Source organism: Mesorhizobium sp. P160927, from assembly GCF_057766385.1.
In genome coordinates, this window is sequence record NZ_JBYMDW010000001.1 from 4,034,952 (window position 1) to 4,050,072 (window position 15,121).

Annotated in this window: 13 protein-coding genes; 5 read left to right on the forward strand and 8 right to left on the reverse strand. The window is 61.6% G+C overall.

Annotated elements, in window-relative coordinates; translation table 11 throughout:
- Nucleotides 1-35: 35 nt before the first annotated feature.
- The 7 genes from AC3CB8_RS19690 to AC3CB8_RS19720 all read right to left on the reverse strand — a co-directional run bounded on the left by AC3CB8_RS19690 (nucleotide 36) and on the right by AC3CB8_RS19720 (nucleotide 7,257).
- Nucleotides 36-956 (reverse strand): ABC transporter permease, encoded by a 921-nt coding sequence (locus AC3CB8_RS19690; RefSeq protein WP_352565541.1) that lies wholly within the window; start codon nucleotides 954-956, stop codon nucleotides 36-38.
- On the reverse strand, nucleotides 956-2,086 hold the full coding sequence (locus AC3CB8_RS19695) for an ABC transporter permease (RefSeq protein ID WP_031248185.1): 1,131 nt from the start codon (nucleotides 2,084-2,086) through the stop codon (nucleotides 956-958). The genes AC3CB8_RS19690 and AC3CB8_RS19695 overlap by 1 nt, the downstream gene beginning before the upstream one ends.
- Nucleotides 2,083-3,660, reverse strand: a complete 1,578-nt coding sequence (locus AC3CB8_RS19700) for an ABC transporter ATP-binding protein (protein WP_023773714.1) — start codon at nucleotides 3,658-3,660, stop codon at nucleotides 2,083-2,085. The genes AC3CB8_RS19695 and AC3CB8_RS19700 overlap by 4 nt, the downstream gene beginning before the upstream one ends.
- A gap of 217 nt (nucleotides 3,661-3,877) precedes the next feature.
- Nucleotides 3,878-4,855, reverse strand: coding sequence for a quinone oxidoreductase family protein (locus tag AC3CB8_RS19705; RefSeq protein ID WP_023784102.1), 978 nt, complete (start codon nucleotides 4,853-4,855; stop codon nucleotides 3,878-3,880).
- Between the two features lie 27 nt (nucleotides 4,856-4,882).
- Complete coding sequence (gene pcsA, locus AC3CB8_RS19710) at nucleotides 4,883-5,650, reverse strand: phosphatidylcholine synthase (protein WP_224587278.1); 768 nt, start codon at nucleotides 5,648-5,650, stop codon at nucleotides 4,883-4,885.
- Nucleotides 5,651-5,697: 47 nt separating this feature from the next.
- Nucleotides 5,698-6,312 (reverse strand): DUF1326 domain-containing protein, encoded by a 615-nt coding sequence (locus tag AC3CB8_RS19715; protein ID WP_023795157.1) that lies wholly within the window; start codon nucleotides 6,310-6,312, stop codon nucleotides 5,698-5,700.
- A 15-nt stretch (nucleotides 6,313-6,327) separates the two neighbouring features.
- Nucleotides 6,328-7,257: a DUF2182 domain-containing protein gene (locus tag AC3CB8_RS19720; protein ID WP_352565621.1), complete on the reverse strand. Its 930-nt coding sequence runs from the start codon at nucleotides 7,255-7,257 to the stop codon at nucleotides 6,328-6,330.
- A gap of 72 nt (nucleotides 7,258-7,329) precedes the next feature.
- Between AC3CB8_RS19720 and AC3CB8_RS19725 the strand changes: the two genes are divergently transcribed.
- Together AC3CB8_RS19725 and hspQ are read left to right on the forward strand one after the other, a co-directional pair.
- Nucleotides 7,330-8,544, forward strand: a complete 1,215-nt coding sequence (locus AC3CB8_RS19725; RefSeq protein ID WP_352565544.1) for a UbiH/UbiF family hydroxylase — start codon at nucleotides 7,330-7,332, stop codon at nucleotides 8,542-8,544.
- Between the two features lie 147 nt (nucleotides 8,545-8,691).
- Nucleotides 8,692-9,015, forward strand: coding sequence for a heat shock protein HspQ (gene hspQ / locus AC3CB8_RS19730; RefSeq protein ID WP_352547203.1), 324 nt, complete (start codon nucleotides 8,692-8,694; stop codon nucleotides 9,013-9,015).
- Nucleotides 9,016-9,099: 84 nt separating this feature from the next.
- Here hspQ and AC3CB8_RS19735 read toward each other — a convergent pair whose 3' ends face one another.
- Entirely contained in the window at nucleotides 9,100-9,729 is a 630-nt protein-coding gene (locus AC3CB8_RS19735) for an invasion associated locus B family protein (RefSeq protein WP_023773720.1), read from the reverse strand.
- Between the two features lie 233 nt (nucleotides 9,730-9,962).
- Here AC3CB8_RS19735 and AC3CB8_RS19740 point away from each other — a divergent pair, with 233 nt between their 5' ends.
- The 3 genes from AC3CB8_RS19740 (at nucleotide 9,963) to AC3CB8_RS19750 (ending at nucleotide 14,896) form a co-directional block, all read left to right on the forward strand.
- Nucleotides 9,963-11,783: an extracellular solute-binding protein gene (locus AC3CB8_RS19740; RefSeq protein ID WP_488377338.1), complete on the forward strand. Its 1,821-nt coding sequence runs from the start codon at nucleotides 9,963-9,965 to the stop codon at nucleotides 11,781-11,783.
- Nucleotides 11,784-11,798: 15 nt separating this feature from the next.
- On the forward strand, nucleotides 11,799-12,479 hold the full coding sequence (locus AC3CB8_RS19745; protein WP_023784098.1) for a DsbA family oxidoreductase: 681 nt from the start codon (nucleotides 11,799-11,801) through the stop codon (nucleotides 12,477-12,479).
- Between the two features lie 524 nt (nucleotides 12,480-13,003).
- Complete coding sequence (locus AC3CB8_RS19750) at nucleotides 13,004-14,896, forward strand: ABC transporter ATP-binding protein/permease (RefSeq protein WP_023784097.1); 1,893 nt, start codon at nucleotides 13,004-13,006, stop codon at nucleotides 14,894-14,896.
- Nucleotides 14,897-15,121 lie beyond the last annotated feature (225 nt).

The window sequence follows — 15,121 nt, forward strand, 5'->3', positions numbered from 1 at the left end:
GTTAAGCCTTGGAGCTTCCCGTCTTGTTCTTGTTGTCAACGATCCGGAACGAATGGCTGCCCCAGGGATGCCGGCGTGTTCATCATCGTCAGACGCTTGTTGCGCGAGATTAGAACGAGAACCACGACGGTTGCCAGATAGGGCAGAGAAGAAAGCATCTGCGAGGGCACTGGAATGCCAAAAGCCTGTGCATGAAGCTGGCCGATCCACACCGCGCCGAAGATGTAGGCACCGGCCAGCACCCGCCATGGCCGCCATGACGCGAACACCACTAGTGCGAGCGCGATCCAGCCGCGGCCCGCGGACATGTTCTCGACCCACTGTGGCGTATACACCAGCGACAGATGCCCGCCGGCCAGACCGGCGCAGGCACCGCCGAAGATGACCGAGAGATAGCGGTAGCGGACGACCTTGATGCCGAGCGCATGGGCCGAGGCATGGCTGTCACCAATCGAGCGCAGCGTGAGGCCAGTACGCGTCTTGAACAGGAACCACATCACCGCGGCCGTCAGCGCGATCGAAATGTAGAAGATCGGATCCTGGCCAAAAAGAAGCCTGCCCACGATCGGTATGGAACTGAGGCCGGGAATATCGAGATTGGGCAGCCTGACGCCGGGCTGGCCAACGAAGCCTGTTCCCATCATGCCGGAAAGGCCGAGACCAAGCAACGTCAGTGACAAGCCGGTTGCCACCTGGTTGGTGGCCAGCGACAGCGTCATCACGGCAAAAAGCAAGGAGAACAGCGCGCCCACGACGATCGCCGCCAAAAGGCCGATCCAGGGCGATCCCGTCAGATAGCCAGCCCCGAAGCCGCCGACGGCGCCCATGACCATCATGCCCTCGACACCGAGGTTGAGCACGCCGGAACGTTCGACCACCAATTCGCCAATCGCCGCTATCAATAGCGGCGTCGCCGCCGTGGCGATGGTCAGGAGGATGTTGACGGTAATGTCCATCAGCGGGCTTCCTTCAACTTTGGCGCGGTCTCGAGCTTCGCGGGCGTTTCCTGTTTCGTCAGCGCCAGACCGATCAAGCGGATGCGGTAGTGAATGAGCGTGTCGCAGCCAAGCACGAAGAACAGCAGCATGCCCTGGAACACCCTCGCCACCTTGTCGGAAATGCCGAGCGCGCTTTGCACGGCCTCGCCACCGAGATAGGTCAGGGCCAGCACCAGGCCCGCGGCGACGATGCCGAGCGGATTGAGGCGGCCGAGGAATGCCACGATGATAGCCGTGAAGCCGTACCCGGGCGAAATTACGGGCTGAAGTTGCCCGATGGCGCCGGAGACTTCAGAGATGCCGGCAAGGCCGGCCAGCGCTCCCGATAGCAGGAAGGCAAAGAACACCATGCGGTTGAGTCCGAAGCCGGCGAAGCGCCCTGCTCTCGGGCTGGAGCCCAGCACGCGGACCTCGAAGCCCTTGAGCATGCGGCCCATCAGGATCCAGATCAGCACCGCGGCCACCAGGGCGAACACAAACCCCCAATTGGCGCGTCCGGCATCAGGCATCAGTTCCGGCAGCACGGCCGAGTCGCCGAACTGGATCGTCTGCGGAAAGCCGTGGCCCTGCGGATCGCGCCAGGGACCCCGCACCAGCCAGTCGAGGAACAGCTGCGCGACATAGACCAGCATGAGGCTGGTCAGGATCTCGTTGGTATTGAACCGGGTCTTCAGCAAGGCCGGGATCGCCGCGTAGGCCGCACCGCCGACCATGCCGAGCAGAAGCATCAGCGGCAGCACCAACGGGCCTTCGAATTGCGGGAACAGCACGGGAATGATGGAGCCGAAGATCGCGCCGAAGATGAACTGGCCCTCGGCGCCGATGTTCCAGATATTGGCCTTGTAGCAGACCGACAGGCCGACAGCGATCAGGATCAGCGGCGCCGCCTTGATCGCCAGCTCATGCAACTGCCAGACCTGGCTGACCGGCTCGATGAAATAGATCTGGAATGCATTCAGCGGATTGACGCCGAGCAGCGCGAACAGAACCGCGCCGGCAATGATGGTCAGCGCGAAGGCGATGAACGGCGACAGTGCCGAAAACAGCGCCGAGCGCTGCGGGCGTTTGACGAGTTCGAGGCGCATCATGCCGTCTCCAGCGTATGTTCGGCGTGGCCTGGCTCGGCGCCGCCCATCAGCAAGCCGACCTTCTCGAAAGTCGCTTCTGCGATCGGCATCGGCCTGGACAATTCTCCATTGTGCATGACGGCGATTGCGTCCGATATTTCGAACAGCTCGTCGAGATCCTGGCTGATCACCAGCACCGCCGATCCGCCGCGCGACAGTTCGATCAGAGCCTGACGGATGTGGGCGGCGGCACCGGCGTCGACACCCCATGTCGGCTGGTTCACCACCATCACGCTTGGGCGGCGGTCGAGTTCGCGGCCGACGATGAATTTCTGCAGATTGCCGCCCGAAAGTGCTGCCGCTTCAGGATCCGGCGCGCTCTTGCGCACATCCATCGCCTCGATGATGCGTTGCGAGGCGGCATAGACGGCGCCGCTCTTGACCATGCCGCCGGTGCCGACAAAAGCCTTGCCGTCCGTGGCATGGCGCGACAGCAGTAGGTTTTCCGAGAGCTTCATGCGCGGCGCGGCGCCATGGCCGAGACGCTCCTCCGGCACGAACGCAGCCCCCAACAGGCGCCTTCCGGTAATGGTGAGGCCGCCTGCGTTCTTGCCGCGGATGCGCACCGAAGCGGCATCCTGCTGCAAAACCTCGCCGGAGACGGATTCGAAGAACTCGCCCTGGCCATTGCCGGCGACACCGGCAATGCCGATCACCTCTCCAGCGCGGACATTGAGGCTGATGTTCTTGAGCGGAATGGAAAACGGCGTTGCCGGCTTGCGGTTGAGGTTGAGGATTTCGAGCAGCGGCTGCGCGGTTTCGATCCCTTCGACCGGCGCTCGCACCACGGCCTGTACTTCGTTGCCGACCATCATGCGGGCGAGCGATGAGGCTGTCTCCTCGCGCGGGTTGCAGTGACCAACCACCTTGCCGTGCCGCAGCACCGTGGCGCGGTCGCAGATGCGTTTGACCTCTTCAAGCCGGTGCGAGATGTAGAGGATCGATTTGCCTTCCGCGCGCAAGCGTTCCAGCGTCTCGAACAGCTTGTCCGCTTCCTGCGGGGTCAGCACCGATGTCGGCTCGTCCAGGATGATGAGCTGTGGCGTCTGCAGCAAGCAGCGGATGATCTCGATGCGCTGGCGCTCGCCGACGGACAGATCGCCGACCAGCGATTCCGGATCGAGCGGCAGGCCATAGCTGTAGGAAAGCGCCCTCGCCTTGGCCGCGATGCTGCCGATCGGCGAGCCGTCATCCAACGACAGCGCGATGTTCTCGGCGGCCGTCAGGGCTTCGAACAGCGAAAAATGCTGGAAAACCATGCCGATGCCGAGCTTTTTGGCAACGCCTGGGCTGGTGATCCGCACTGCCTGGCCGTTCCAGAAAATGTCGCCGGAATTGGGTTCCAGCGAGCCGAACAGCATCTTGACCAGTGTCGATTTGCCGGCGCCGTTCTCACCGAGCAAAGCGTGGATTTCACCTTTGGCGATGTTGAGATCGACATGATCGCACGCTGTCAGCGTGCCGAATATCTTGGTCAGGCCACGAACCTCGAGCAGGTTCGCCCCATCATGATTTGCACTCACAGTGCCTCCCATCCGGATTACCGGACATGTTCTGTGTTCCCGCAAGCATCGTATGCGCGGCCGCCTCTCGTGCGAAAGCAGCACCCAACTTGAAAGAGCTTCAAGAATTTCAGCGGAAACTCAAGGACAAAGATCAGCCTTCCTTCGCACAAGCATATGGCGGGCCGGCTTTTCGGGCAAACCGTGCCTGCGGCTGCGGCAGCGCGCTGGAAACCCAGGCAGATTGTCGTCAGGGAACCAGGATAGTCGTACCTGTCGTTCTGCGGCCTTCAAGGTCCGCATGTGCCTTGCCGGCGTCTTTCAGCGCGTAGCGCTGATTGATCTTGATCTCGACGGCGCCGCTGAGCACGACCTCGAACAGTGCGGCGGCGGAGGCATCGAGGTCCTCGCGCCTGGCATTGTAGACGAACAGCGTCGGCCTGGTTGCGAACAGCGAGCCCTTCTGCGCCAGCAGCGACATCGAGAACGGCGGGATGGGTCCCGAGGACTGGCCGAAGCTGACGAACATGCCGAGCGGCCTCAGGCACTCGAGCGATGCCGGAAATGTGTCGTTACCCACCGAATCGTAGACGACGTCGCACTTCTTGCCGCCGGTGATGGCTGCTACGCCGGCGACGAAATCCTGCTCCTTGTAGTTGATGACATGGTCGAAGCCGTGCGCCTTGGCGAGTTCGATCTTGTCGGTGGAACTGGCGGTGCCGATGACAGTCGCGCCGAGATGCTTCGCCCATTGGCCGAGGATCAGGCCGACCCCGCCGGCCGCGGCGTGAAACAGGATGGTGTCGCCCGCCTTCACCTTGAAGGTGCGGCGCAGGAGGTATTCCGCGGTCATGCCTTTCAGCATCATGGCGGCGGCCTGCTCGTCGCTGATGCCGTCCGGTATCTTGACGACCTTGCTGGCATCAATGACGCGTTCTTGCGCGTAAGCGCCCGTCGTCACGGCATAGGCAATCCGGTCGCCCGGCTTCAGCCAGTCGATGCCCCCGCCGACTTCCAGCACCACGCCGGCGGCTTCACTGCCCGGAACGAGCGGAAATCCGCCGGGCGGCGGATAAAGACCCGAGCGATGATAGACATCGATGAAATTGAGGCCGATCGCGGTATGCCTGATCAGGATCTGCCCCGAACCAGGTTGGCCAGGATCGGTGTCCTCATAGATCAGGACTTCCGGACCGCCATTGGCGTGGATGCGGATGGCTTTGGACATGGAGAGGATTCCTTGAAGAGCGGCGGGTCAGGCCTTTTTGGCGCCGAGGTTCGGAAAGAACTGCATGAGGCCACCAATGGTTGCGAGGTAGAGCCCGGTAACGGTGATGCCGATCTTGGTGAAAGTGCCGACTTGCTCGCCCAGCACGCCGATCTGGTCGTAGAAAGCGGCGAGTGCGGCCTGCGCAAGCGCGAGCGCGCCGAAAGCACACCACAACAGCGTCATGCCGAGATTGATCGGCCGCAGCCTCTTCACCCGCACCGGATGGATGAAGTTTATCGGGACAAAAGTCAGAATGCCGGCCACCACCACCACCGCGAACGAGACCCATTGTCCCGGTTCGATGACAAACAGCGTGAACACCACCATGTTCCAGACCACCGGGAAGCCCTTGAAGAAATTCTCCTTCGTCTTCATGCCGGTGTCGGCATAGTAGATCGCGCTGGAGACGACGATGATCGCCGCCGAAAGGAACGACAGGCCTTCGCCCATGAAGCCCCGTTGGTAGAGCGCGAAGGCCGGGATCAGCACGTAGGTCACGTAGTCGATGATGTTGTCGAGGAGTTCGCCGGACCAGGTCGGCAGGATTTCCTTGACCTCCAGCTTTCGGGCGATCGGCCCGTCGATGCCATCGACGAACAGCGCCAGGCCTAGCCACCAGAACATAGCCGTCCAGCGCTCCTCGCTCGCCGCCACCAGCGACAGGAAAGCCAGGAACGAACCCGAGGCGGTCAGCAGATGCACCGAAAACGCACGCGCTTGCGGCCAGGTGACCTTCTTCTTCGGCCGCGGAATCCGGTCGGTGATCTTCCCGGCGATCTTGCGGGCTTTTGTGTTCTTGCTCACGGGCCCCGCCAATCAAGCTTGCATATCTCGGCCGAGCGGCCGGCGAAATTCCAGTTGCGGCCAAAGGCGCGCATCTTGCTCTTGTCGGACCTCGCCACGATGATCTCCGGTGCGATCCAGTATTCCGAATTCGTGATCACCGTATCCTTGTCGCGGTCCTTGCCCGCGATTGGCGTGACCGCTCCGTCGATGATCTTCGGAATCTGGAAGATGCGGGTCTTGTCCCGTGTCTCGTAGGTGATCGGCACCTGTTCGACGCCCAGGAATTTGCCGACGAGGATCGAGAGCAGCGACGTGGTCCCGCCGGCTTTGCCGGTGAAGATCCTGGTCAATGCCTTGACCGCGTAAACCGAGGCTCTGATGTCGATGAACAGGCCCGCGGTCCAATTGCCGCGGCTCATGTAACCGGGGATTTCCATGATCAGCCCAAGGTTGAGGCCGGAGAGGTCGACTTCGCCGAAGTGACCCGCATCGATACGGAAACCCGCCCATGTCTGGCAATAGCCTTCTGTTGGCGGGTGACTGCCGAGCGACAAGACGCAAGGGCAAAAAACCGTGCAATTGCAGGAGAGTACGAGCTCTCCTTTCATTGCCCAGCCCGGGTCAGTCATCGAATTCCCCCCCAATCACAGTGAGACTACTAGCAGCACGGCTGCCCAGACAAGCAGTATCGCACCGGCCAGCCGGGTTGGAAGACTGCCCGTCGTTTGTTTTTCGATCAGGGTGAACACGCCGATCAGCGCCATCCAGAAGACGTTCATGACGCCGACTGCGAACATCACCAGCATCAGTGCCCAGCAGCATCCCAGGCACCAGACGCCTTGCACGAAGCCCAGCCGAAAGATGCGGAAGATCTCGGCACTCCAGTTTGAAAACAAGGTCGAGAACGGGTTCCGGCATTTCGTCAGGCAGGCCTCCTTGAGGCCGCTGAACTGGTAGAGGCCGGCAACCAGCAAGGCCAGTCCACCCGCAACGCCAAGCACCGGATCGAATACCCCTCCGGACGCGGCGACGGCGTGGACGGCAAGTGTCAGTGCAGCAAACAGCAGCGAGGCGGCGAGCCAGGCGCAGAGGTAGCCTGCAACCAGCACCAGCGGATGGACGACCGGCGCCCCCTTTATCCGCGCCGTATCGGCGATCTCGCAATAGGTGCGGATCATCGGCGCCGCCGACGGCAGCATCGCGGCGATCGCCATCAGGAACCACATGAGGATGAGTGCCAAAGCGCGCGGGCCGATGCTCGCGTCCAGCGGTGCTGGCGAAAGGCATAGAACGAAAAAACGTTCCAGGAAATCGGGCAGCGGCAGCTGTGGCAGGTTGCGCAGGAGACCGTCGCCCGGCGCGCTGATCCGCGCCTCGGCGCCGCGTATCGCCATCGCGGCAAGCAGCAGCCAGGCCACCGCGATGCTGGCACACACGACGACATTGACCGTCCAACGCGGGTTGCGCGCGACATTTGCCGTGGCGCGGCCGGCGCGGTCGAGATGGCTGAAATCGTCCTGTTGGCCGGTCATGACACCCGAATGGGCCGAATCGCCGCGTTGATCAAGCCGCATCATCTGCCCTATATGCCTCTTTCGACCGGCGGGTCTGGTGGCCGCCTCTCAACTGCAGACCGGAAGCCGATCTTGGAGCATCAGGAAACAGCGCGGATACTGATTGCGGGCACGGGGCCGGCCGGGTTGATCGCCGCGCTTGCCTTCGCCGATGCCGGCTTTCCGGTGACGATTGTCGGGCCGGACACCTCGGCTCCCGACGGTCGCACCACGGCGCTCATGACGCCTGCCCTGAAGATGCTCGAACGGCTGGGCGTGCTCGAGGACATCAGGCCCAAGGGCGCGCCCCTGAAGGTGATGCGCATTGTCGATGCGACCGGCCGGCTGATCCGCAGCCCCGTCGTCACCTTCCGCGCCAGCGAGATCGACGAGGAACAGTTCGGCCTGAACCTCCCCAACGGCGTCCTTGGCCCGGCGCTTGCCGGCAAGGTGACCGCGCATTCCGGGATCGAATGGCGCAGATCCATGGTGAAGGCATGGCACCTCGGCGCCGTCAAAGCGCATGCCGCGCTGGCTGATGGCAGCGAGATCGATGCGTCCCTTGCGGTAGCCGCCGACGGCCGCCTGTCGCCCGCCCGCGAGGCCGCGGGCATCTCGACGGCGGCGCGCGCCTACCCCCAGGCGGCGCTCGTCCTCAATTTCGGCCACAACCGCGAACATGGCTTCACCTCGACGGAATTCCATACAGAGACCGGCCCGTTCACGCAGGTTCCACTGCCGGGCAATCGCTCCAGCCTTGTCTGGGTGGTCAAGCCCGAGACCGCCAAGGAGCTTGCCGCTTTGGACGATGCAACGCTCTCGCTCCGGGTCGAGCGACAGATGCAGTCGATGCTGGGCCGGGTAACCGTGGAGCCGGGCAGCCAGATCTATCCATTGTCGACGGTTACCCCCCTGCGTTTCGCCGCACGACGGGTGGCGCTTGTCGGCGAGGCGGCGCACGTGTTCCCGCCGATTGGCGCGCAAGGCCTCAACCTAGCGATCAGGGATATTGACGATCTGGTTGGAATCGCGCGGGAAAATCGTGAGGATCCGGGGGCTGTTGCGGCCCTTGCTGCATACGATTTCAAGCGCCGGCCCGATGTTCTGGCGCGCAGCAGCGCTGTCAATCTCCTCAACATGTCGCTGCTTTCGGACATGTTGCCGGCGCAGATGGCGCGTGGCGTTGGCCTGGGTGTACTTGGCGGCTTTACACCGCTGCGTGCCTTCTTCATGCGTGAAGGGCTTCGCCCGGGCAGCGGCTTTGCGGCACTTGCGGGTGGCCTTCGGAAGCCGGCTCGGCAGCGCTAGCGATTTTGGGGACTTTGCAGCGGTATCGCGACGTTCACCAGAACCTTTGTTGCGCGTACCGCGTATCTTGAAGGCGCTCAGACGCTCGGGATTGAATTGATGCGGAGTCTGCGCCAAATAAAGCCAAGGAATTCAGTGGTGAGTACGATGAAAACGGCCAAATTCGCGATCGGACAGGTGGTTCGCCACCGGCTGTTCCCGTTCCGAGGCGTTATTTTCGACGTCGATCCGCAATTCGCCAACACCGACGAATGGTACGAGGCCATCCCCGCCGACGTACGGCCGCGCAAGGACCAGCCGTTCTACCACCTGCTCGCCGAGAATTCTGAAACCGAATACATCGCCTATGTGTCCGAGCAGAATTTGCTCGAGGATCAGTCGGGAGAACCCGTCCGCCATCCGCAAATCAAGGAAATGTTCGACAAGAAGCCGGATGGGTGCTACGCGCCGAAACGGCAGTCCAGGCACTGACTTCCGGCATGCTGAGTATGGCCAGAAATGAAAAAAGCGGGGCATGACCCCGCTTTTTTGACTGGATATGTTGCCGACGCCGGATCAGTTGGCGGTCTTCGCCTTCTCCTGCTCGTCCTTGAGCTTCTTGGCGAAATCCTGGTTGTTCTTGGCGACGAAGTCCTGAAGCTTTTTCTGCCGGTCCTCGATGTCGGACTGCTGCAGCGGCGGTCCGTCATAGGCGCCGCTGAAGCCCTGCAGCGCGATCTTGATCGGGTTGGCCTGGTTCTGGAAATTGATCGAGGTCAGCGTGATCCCCTGACCCTTCTTGAACGAAGCGACGAGCTGATCGGTCAGCGGCACTTCCGCCACGCAGCGATCCGGGAAGCAGATGACATAGTCGAGCTTCTGCGCCTTGCCGGTGTCGATTTGCAGGCCAATGCCGGGAGGCACGAGGCGGCCGGTCGGGACCGTCACCTGGAACACTTTGCGGTTCACCTTGCCCTTGAGCTCGATCAGGCTGACGCCGGTGACGAGTTGGCCATTGCCAGCGGTGACGATGTTCTGGACATTGCAGATGTCGACGTCTTCCTGCTTGGTGCAGGCCTTGAACCAGCCCTGCGGAATCTGCGGCTGCTGCTGCGCGGAAGCAGAGGGAAGTCCTGCGCCGAGAAAGCCAACCACGCCTGCGGCCATGACCGACAGGCGGTACGCGTTGCTGTTCAGGCTCGTCATGTCGTGCACTTCCTCTCAATGATCCCGGGGACCGGCTTCTTCGTGCCGTGTGGTCCAGCTACCTGTTGCCGAAATGAGGCAACAGAATGACTTCGGACGGCGTGTTACACTGCATGCGGCGTCGAATCCAGCCCGCGCACCGGTAATTCTTGACGACGCCATTGGCCGCCACGCAGGTGCCCCATGCTAGGGTGCGCACCGAATCATCAAGCCGACTTGTTAGGGAGACGGTCATGGGCCGCGTTCTTGTTTGGCTGGTCACCGCATTATCGTTTCTCAGCCTGTCGTCGCCACCGGCGCTGTCGGAGCCGCAACACGCGATTGCGATGCAGGGCGAACCGGCCCTGCCGCCGAACTACGCCCATTTCAGCTACGTCAATCCCGACGCGCCGAAGGGTGGCAGCATTACCTATTGCGTCGTCGGCAGCTTCGACAATCTCAACCCTTTCATCCTGAAAAGCCTGCGCACGACCGCGCGCGGCATGATGGACACAATTTACGGCAATCTGGTCTTCGAACCGCTGATGCAGCGCAGTGCCGACGAGGCCTTTACCCTCTATGGGCTTCTGGCCGACACCGCCGACCTGGATCCCGAGCGCAAGAGCGTCGAATTCCATCTCAACCCGAATGCCAAATGGTCGGATGGTCAGCCAGTGACGCCGGAAGACGTGCTGTTCACCTACGATGCCTATACGCAGAAAGGCCGTCCGCCCTACAGCGACCGCATGGCCAGGATCGCCAAGCTCGAAAAGACGGGCGACCATAGCGTGCGCTTCACCTTCAATGACAAGGCCGATCGTGAGTTTCCCCTGATCATCGCGCTGACGCCGATCATCCCCAAGCACGCTTTCGACATCGACACTTTCGACAGGACGACGCTGAAGCCGCTAATCGGCAGCGGTCCCTACGGGATCGCGCAGGTGACGCCCGGCCAGCGCATCGTCTTCAAGCGCAACCCCGATTATTGGGGCAAGGACGTTCCCGCCAAGCGCGGTTTCGACAATTACGACCAGATCACCATCGAGTATTTTCTCAACGCCAACGCCAAGCTCGAAGCCTTCAAGAAGGGTCTTTGCGCCATCGACGACGACAGCGATCCGGTGAAACGCGAGCGCGATCTCGACTTTCCGGCGTTTCATAGGGGAGACGTTGTCTCTGAAACCTTCGATACAGGCATTCCACCCGTCGTGACAGGTTTTCTGTTCAACACGAGGCTGCCGAAGTTTTCCAACCCCGTGGTTCGGCGCGCGCTCGGCATGCTTTATGATTTCGAATGGGCCAACAAGAACCTGTTCGGCGGCAAGTACACCCGCACGATGAGCTACTGGCAGAACTCGGAGCTCTCCGCGCTCGGCCATCCGGCTGATGACAGGGAAAAGGCACTGCTGGCACCCTATCCCGGCCGCGTGCCGGCCGACGTCATGGATGGCACCTGGAAACCGCCGGTGACGGACGGTTCGGGGCAGGACCGCAAGGTGCTGAAGACCGCTTTCGATCTTCTGAAAAGCATCGGCTACCATGTGCAGGACGGCACGATGATCGATTCCGACGGCAAACCTTTCGGCTTCGAGATTCTGACCGCCTCGCAGGATGAAGAACGTCTGGCCGGCATCTATCAGCGCACGCTTGAGAAGATCGGCATCAATGTCAGCATCCGCGGCCTGGACGGCGACCAGATCCAGTCGCGCAAGCAGCGTTTCGATTTCGAGGTCCTGATCGGCTCCAGCGGCTTCAACAATTCGCTGTCTCCTGGGATCGAGCAGATCGGGCGCTGGTCGTCCGCCGCGGCCAGGACCGAGGGATCGTTCAACCTCGCCGGCGTCGCCGATCCGGCGATCGATGCGGCCATCGACGCAATGCTGCGAGCCCGTTCGAAAGAGGATTACGTCGCCGCGGTTCGCGTTCTCGACCGGCTGCTGATCTCCGGCAATTACATGGTGCCGATGCAGTACAATACGCAGCAGTGGCTTGCTTACTGGAATTATCTGGAACATCCGCGCAAGACGCCCATATTCGGTTATCAGCTGCCAACATGGTGGCGCAAACCGAACTGAAACCCGGAGATCGAGATGAGCGAAGCGAACGCCATAACCGTCGATGTGGTGTCGGATGTCGTCTGCCCGTGGTGCTTCATCGGTCAGAAGCGGCTGGACAAGGCGATCGCCGCGGCCGGCGATGTCGAAGTGCATGTACGCTGGCGGCCGTTCCAGCTTGATCCAACCATTCCGCCGCAAGGCAAGGACCGCCACGACTATATGCTAGCCAAGTTCGGCAGCGACGAGCGCATTCGCGAAATTCACGCCCGCATCGAACCGCTTGGCGACGCTGAAGGTATTTCCTTTGCTTTCGACGCCATTAAGGTGGCGCCGAACACGCTCGACGCGCATCGGCTGATCCGCTGGGCCGGTGCCGCCGGCGAGGACGTTCAGAACCGACTGGTGCGCCGCCTGTTCCAGCTGAATTTCGAGGAGGGCGTCAATATCGGCGATCACACCGTCTTGGTCGAAGCTGCCCGCGAGGCCGGAATGGACGCCGCTGTTGTTGAAACGCTCTTGCCGAGTGACGCTGATGTCGAGGCGGTTCGCACGGAAATCGCCACCGCGTCGCGCATGGGCATCACAGGGGTGCCGTGCTTCTTGCTCGAGGACAAATATGCCGTGATGGGCGCGCAGGATGCCGACACGTTGGCCGATGCGATCCGTCAGGTCGCGGCGGCCAAGGCGCGTGGCGAGTTGGAGAAGGTTGTCTGAGGGCCAGCGGACGCCACTTCTCCTCCATTTTGGCGTAGCTGATGAAAGAGCCGCTTGCCATTGGGCCGGTGCGGATCATGGGCAAGAGAACGATCCTGCACTCCCGCTGTTCCAATGCGATACTAGCGACTTCGCCGCAGCACGGAATCGGCGTTGATCCCCGGCCCTCATGATTTTTTGAATCACGAAACCGTGTGCCAGGTTTCCCCAGGGGAAGATCGACAGCAGCCCCGTTCGCCGCGTCCAAGCTGCTGAAACCTTTCAAGATTTTCTGATCGTTGGCCTTCCGTTTTGCTGGCGATTGATCTTCAATCTGTTGCCTCAGTGCAACGGCCGCGAGAGCAATCCTATAGGCCTGGTTTAAAAATTAATGGAAAATGATCAATTGGTGTTACCATCCGTAACAAAACAAAAAAGGTTTGGGCGGGATCGTGATTCGGATCGGCAGGCGATCGCAAGAGTCAGTACCGGATGGACTACGCAGCGACGCCGCAGGGCGGTCGCATTTGACGCCGGTATCCTCGATGCGCAATTTCTGGGGGCTCGTGCGAGCCTACTGGATCTCGGACCGCTGGAAGGAAGCCTGGGCGCTGACGCTGGTGATAGCCCTGCTCACAGCGCTATCCAGCAAGGCTAGCGTGTGGTTCGCCATGGCGTCGGGCGAATTGGTCAATTCGATCGCCTTCCTGCACGATGCGGCCAACACCAGCCCCTTGGAGACAATCCTGACCAACGCCGGCATACTGGTGCTGCTGGTCATGCTCAAGGATGTCGGCTTCACCGGTGTGCGCAATCTCGTCTCGGCAACTTTGCATCGCAAATGGCGTGGCTGGCTGAACGACCAATTCAACCAGGCCTTGCTCGACGGCAACCATACCCATTTTCACGCTCAACATGGTTCCGCGGACGGCGGCATCGTTGCGCCCGACAATGTCGACCAGCGCATCCAGGAATCGATCAAGGACATGACCGGCGGTGCGATCGGCCTCGCCATGGGCGTGCTGGGGTTGGCGACTTCGCTCTACTTTATAGGCCAGAACCTGTTGCAGTCGTCAGTGGAGGTCAAAGGCCTGGAGTTCCTTGGGAGCTATGGGAGCGCTGTTCTCGCCCTTCTCGCGGTTGCCACATACGTCCCCCTCAACACCTGGATCGCCGTCAAGCTCGGCAGCCTGCTGGAACGGCTCAATATTCGCATGCAGAAGGCCGAGGGAAGTTATCGTAGCGAACTGACGACGTTCCTGCGCCGCAGCTTCCATGTCGCCGCCTCGCATGGCGAGGGCGTGCAGAAGAGGATGCACGACCGGCTCTATGTCGACATCGATCGCACCTGGGGGCGGCTGAATGTCGTCAACACCAGCTATATGTCGTTCGAGCTGATCTACAACTTCGTCGGCGCCCGTATCGTCGCCTATGCTCCAGGCCTTGTGCCGTTCATCCACAGCCGCTTGGACTATAAAGGCTACATCACCGGCTCTGAAATGGTCGCCCAGCTCATCAGCCAGTGTTCCTGGTTCATCCATGTCATGCCCGCCATCGCCACGCTGCGCGCCAACAGCCAGCGCGTGACGGAGCTCGCCAACGCGATCGAGAAAGTCCAGTACCCGCAGGAATTCTACAGCCAGAGCGGCCGTTCCGACTTCCACTACGCCAGCCAGAATCCGGTCTTCGGCCTGACCATCCAGAAGCTGGAGCTGGCGCATCAGGGTGAGGATGCGACACCGTTCCTAAGTTCCGCCAACCTGCGCTTCCGGCGCGGCGAATGGACCTTCCTGAAAGGCGAATCCGGGTGCGGCAAGACCTCGCTGATCAAGGCGATCAACGGCCTCTGGCCCTATGGCCGCGGCACCATCGTCTTCCCGGAGGGCGTCAAGAGCTTCTATGCCGCCCAGGAGGTCAAGCTGCCGCAGGTGTCGCTGAAACAGCTGGTCTGCCTGCCAGGCTCCGAAGGTGACCATGGCGATACCCAGGTCGCGTCGGCACTGCACAAGGCTGGCCTTGGCGATTTCATCGAACACATGGCCAATGAAAGCCGCGAGGGCAAGAGCTGGGATCAAGTCCTGTCGGGCGGCCAGAAGCAGAAGCTGGTGGTGGCTCGTATCATCCTGCAGCAACCGGGCCTGCTGTTCCTTGACGAGGCCACCGGGGCTCTCGACCCTGATGGCAAGATTGCCTTCCACCAGGCCATCAAGGACAACTGCCCCGATGTGACGGTGATCAGTGTCATGCACGAAGCCGTGGCACCGAGATCTGCTGCCGGGACCGAGTTCTACCACTCGATGGTCCTGATCGCCGATGGCGTCGCAACCAAGAGGCCGCTTGCCCCGAGCCTGCCGCTGGAACTCACCACGATCCTGGCCCAGCCAAGGCCGGTCGAGGACAAATGGACGCGTTTCTCGCGCCGGCTGAAGCAGAAATAACGGCGATGTCACCGTGGCTTGCCACGGCGACCGATCCACGGTGATCACAGTCTCGCGAATAGAGCCGTTCGGCACTGTTTTCCTTCCTCACGGCGATTGACTCGGCAATGCGCGCTCTTATGTTGCGCCGGCTTGCAGCAGTCAAAAGCGAACCCGCAAGCAGAAAGGTCACCGCGCCATGCCTGGCGACAGTCACAGTCGAACGCAACCGCCGTCCGCCTAGAC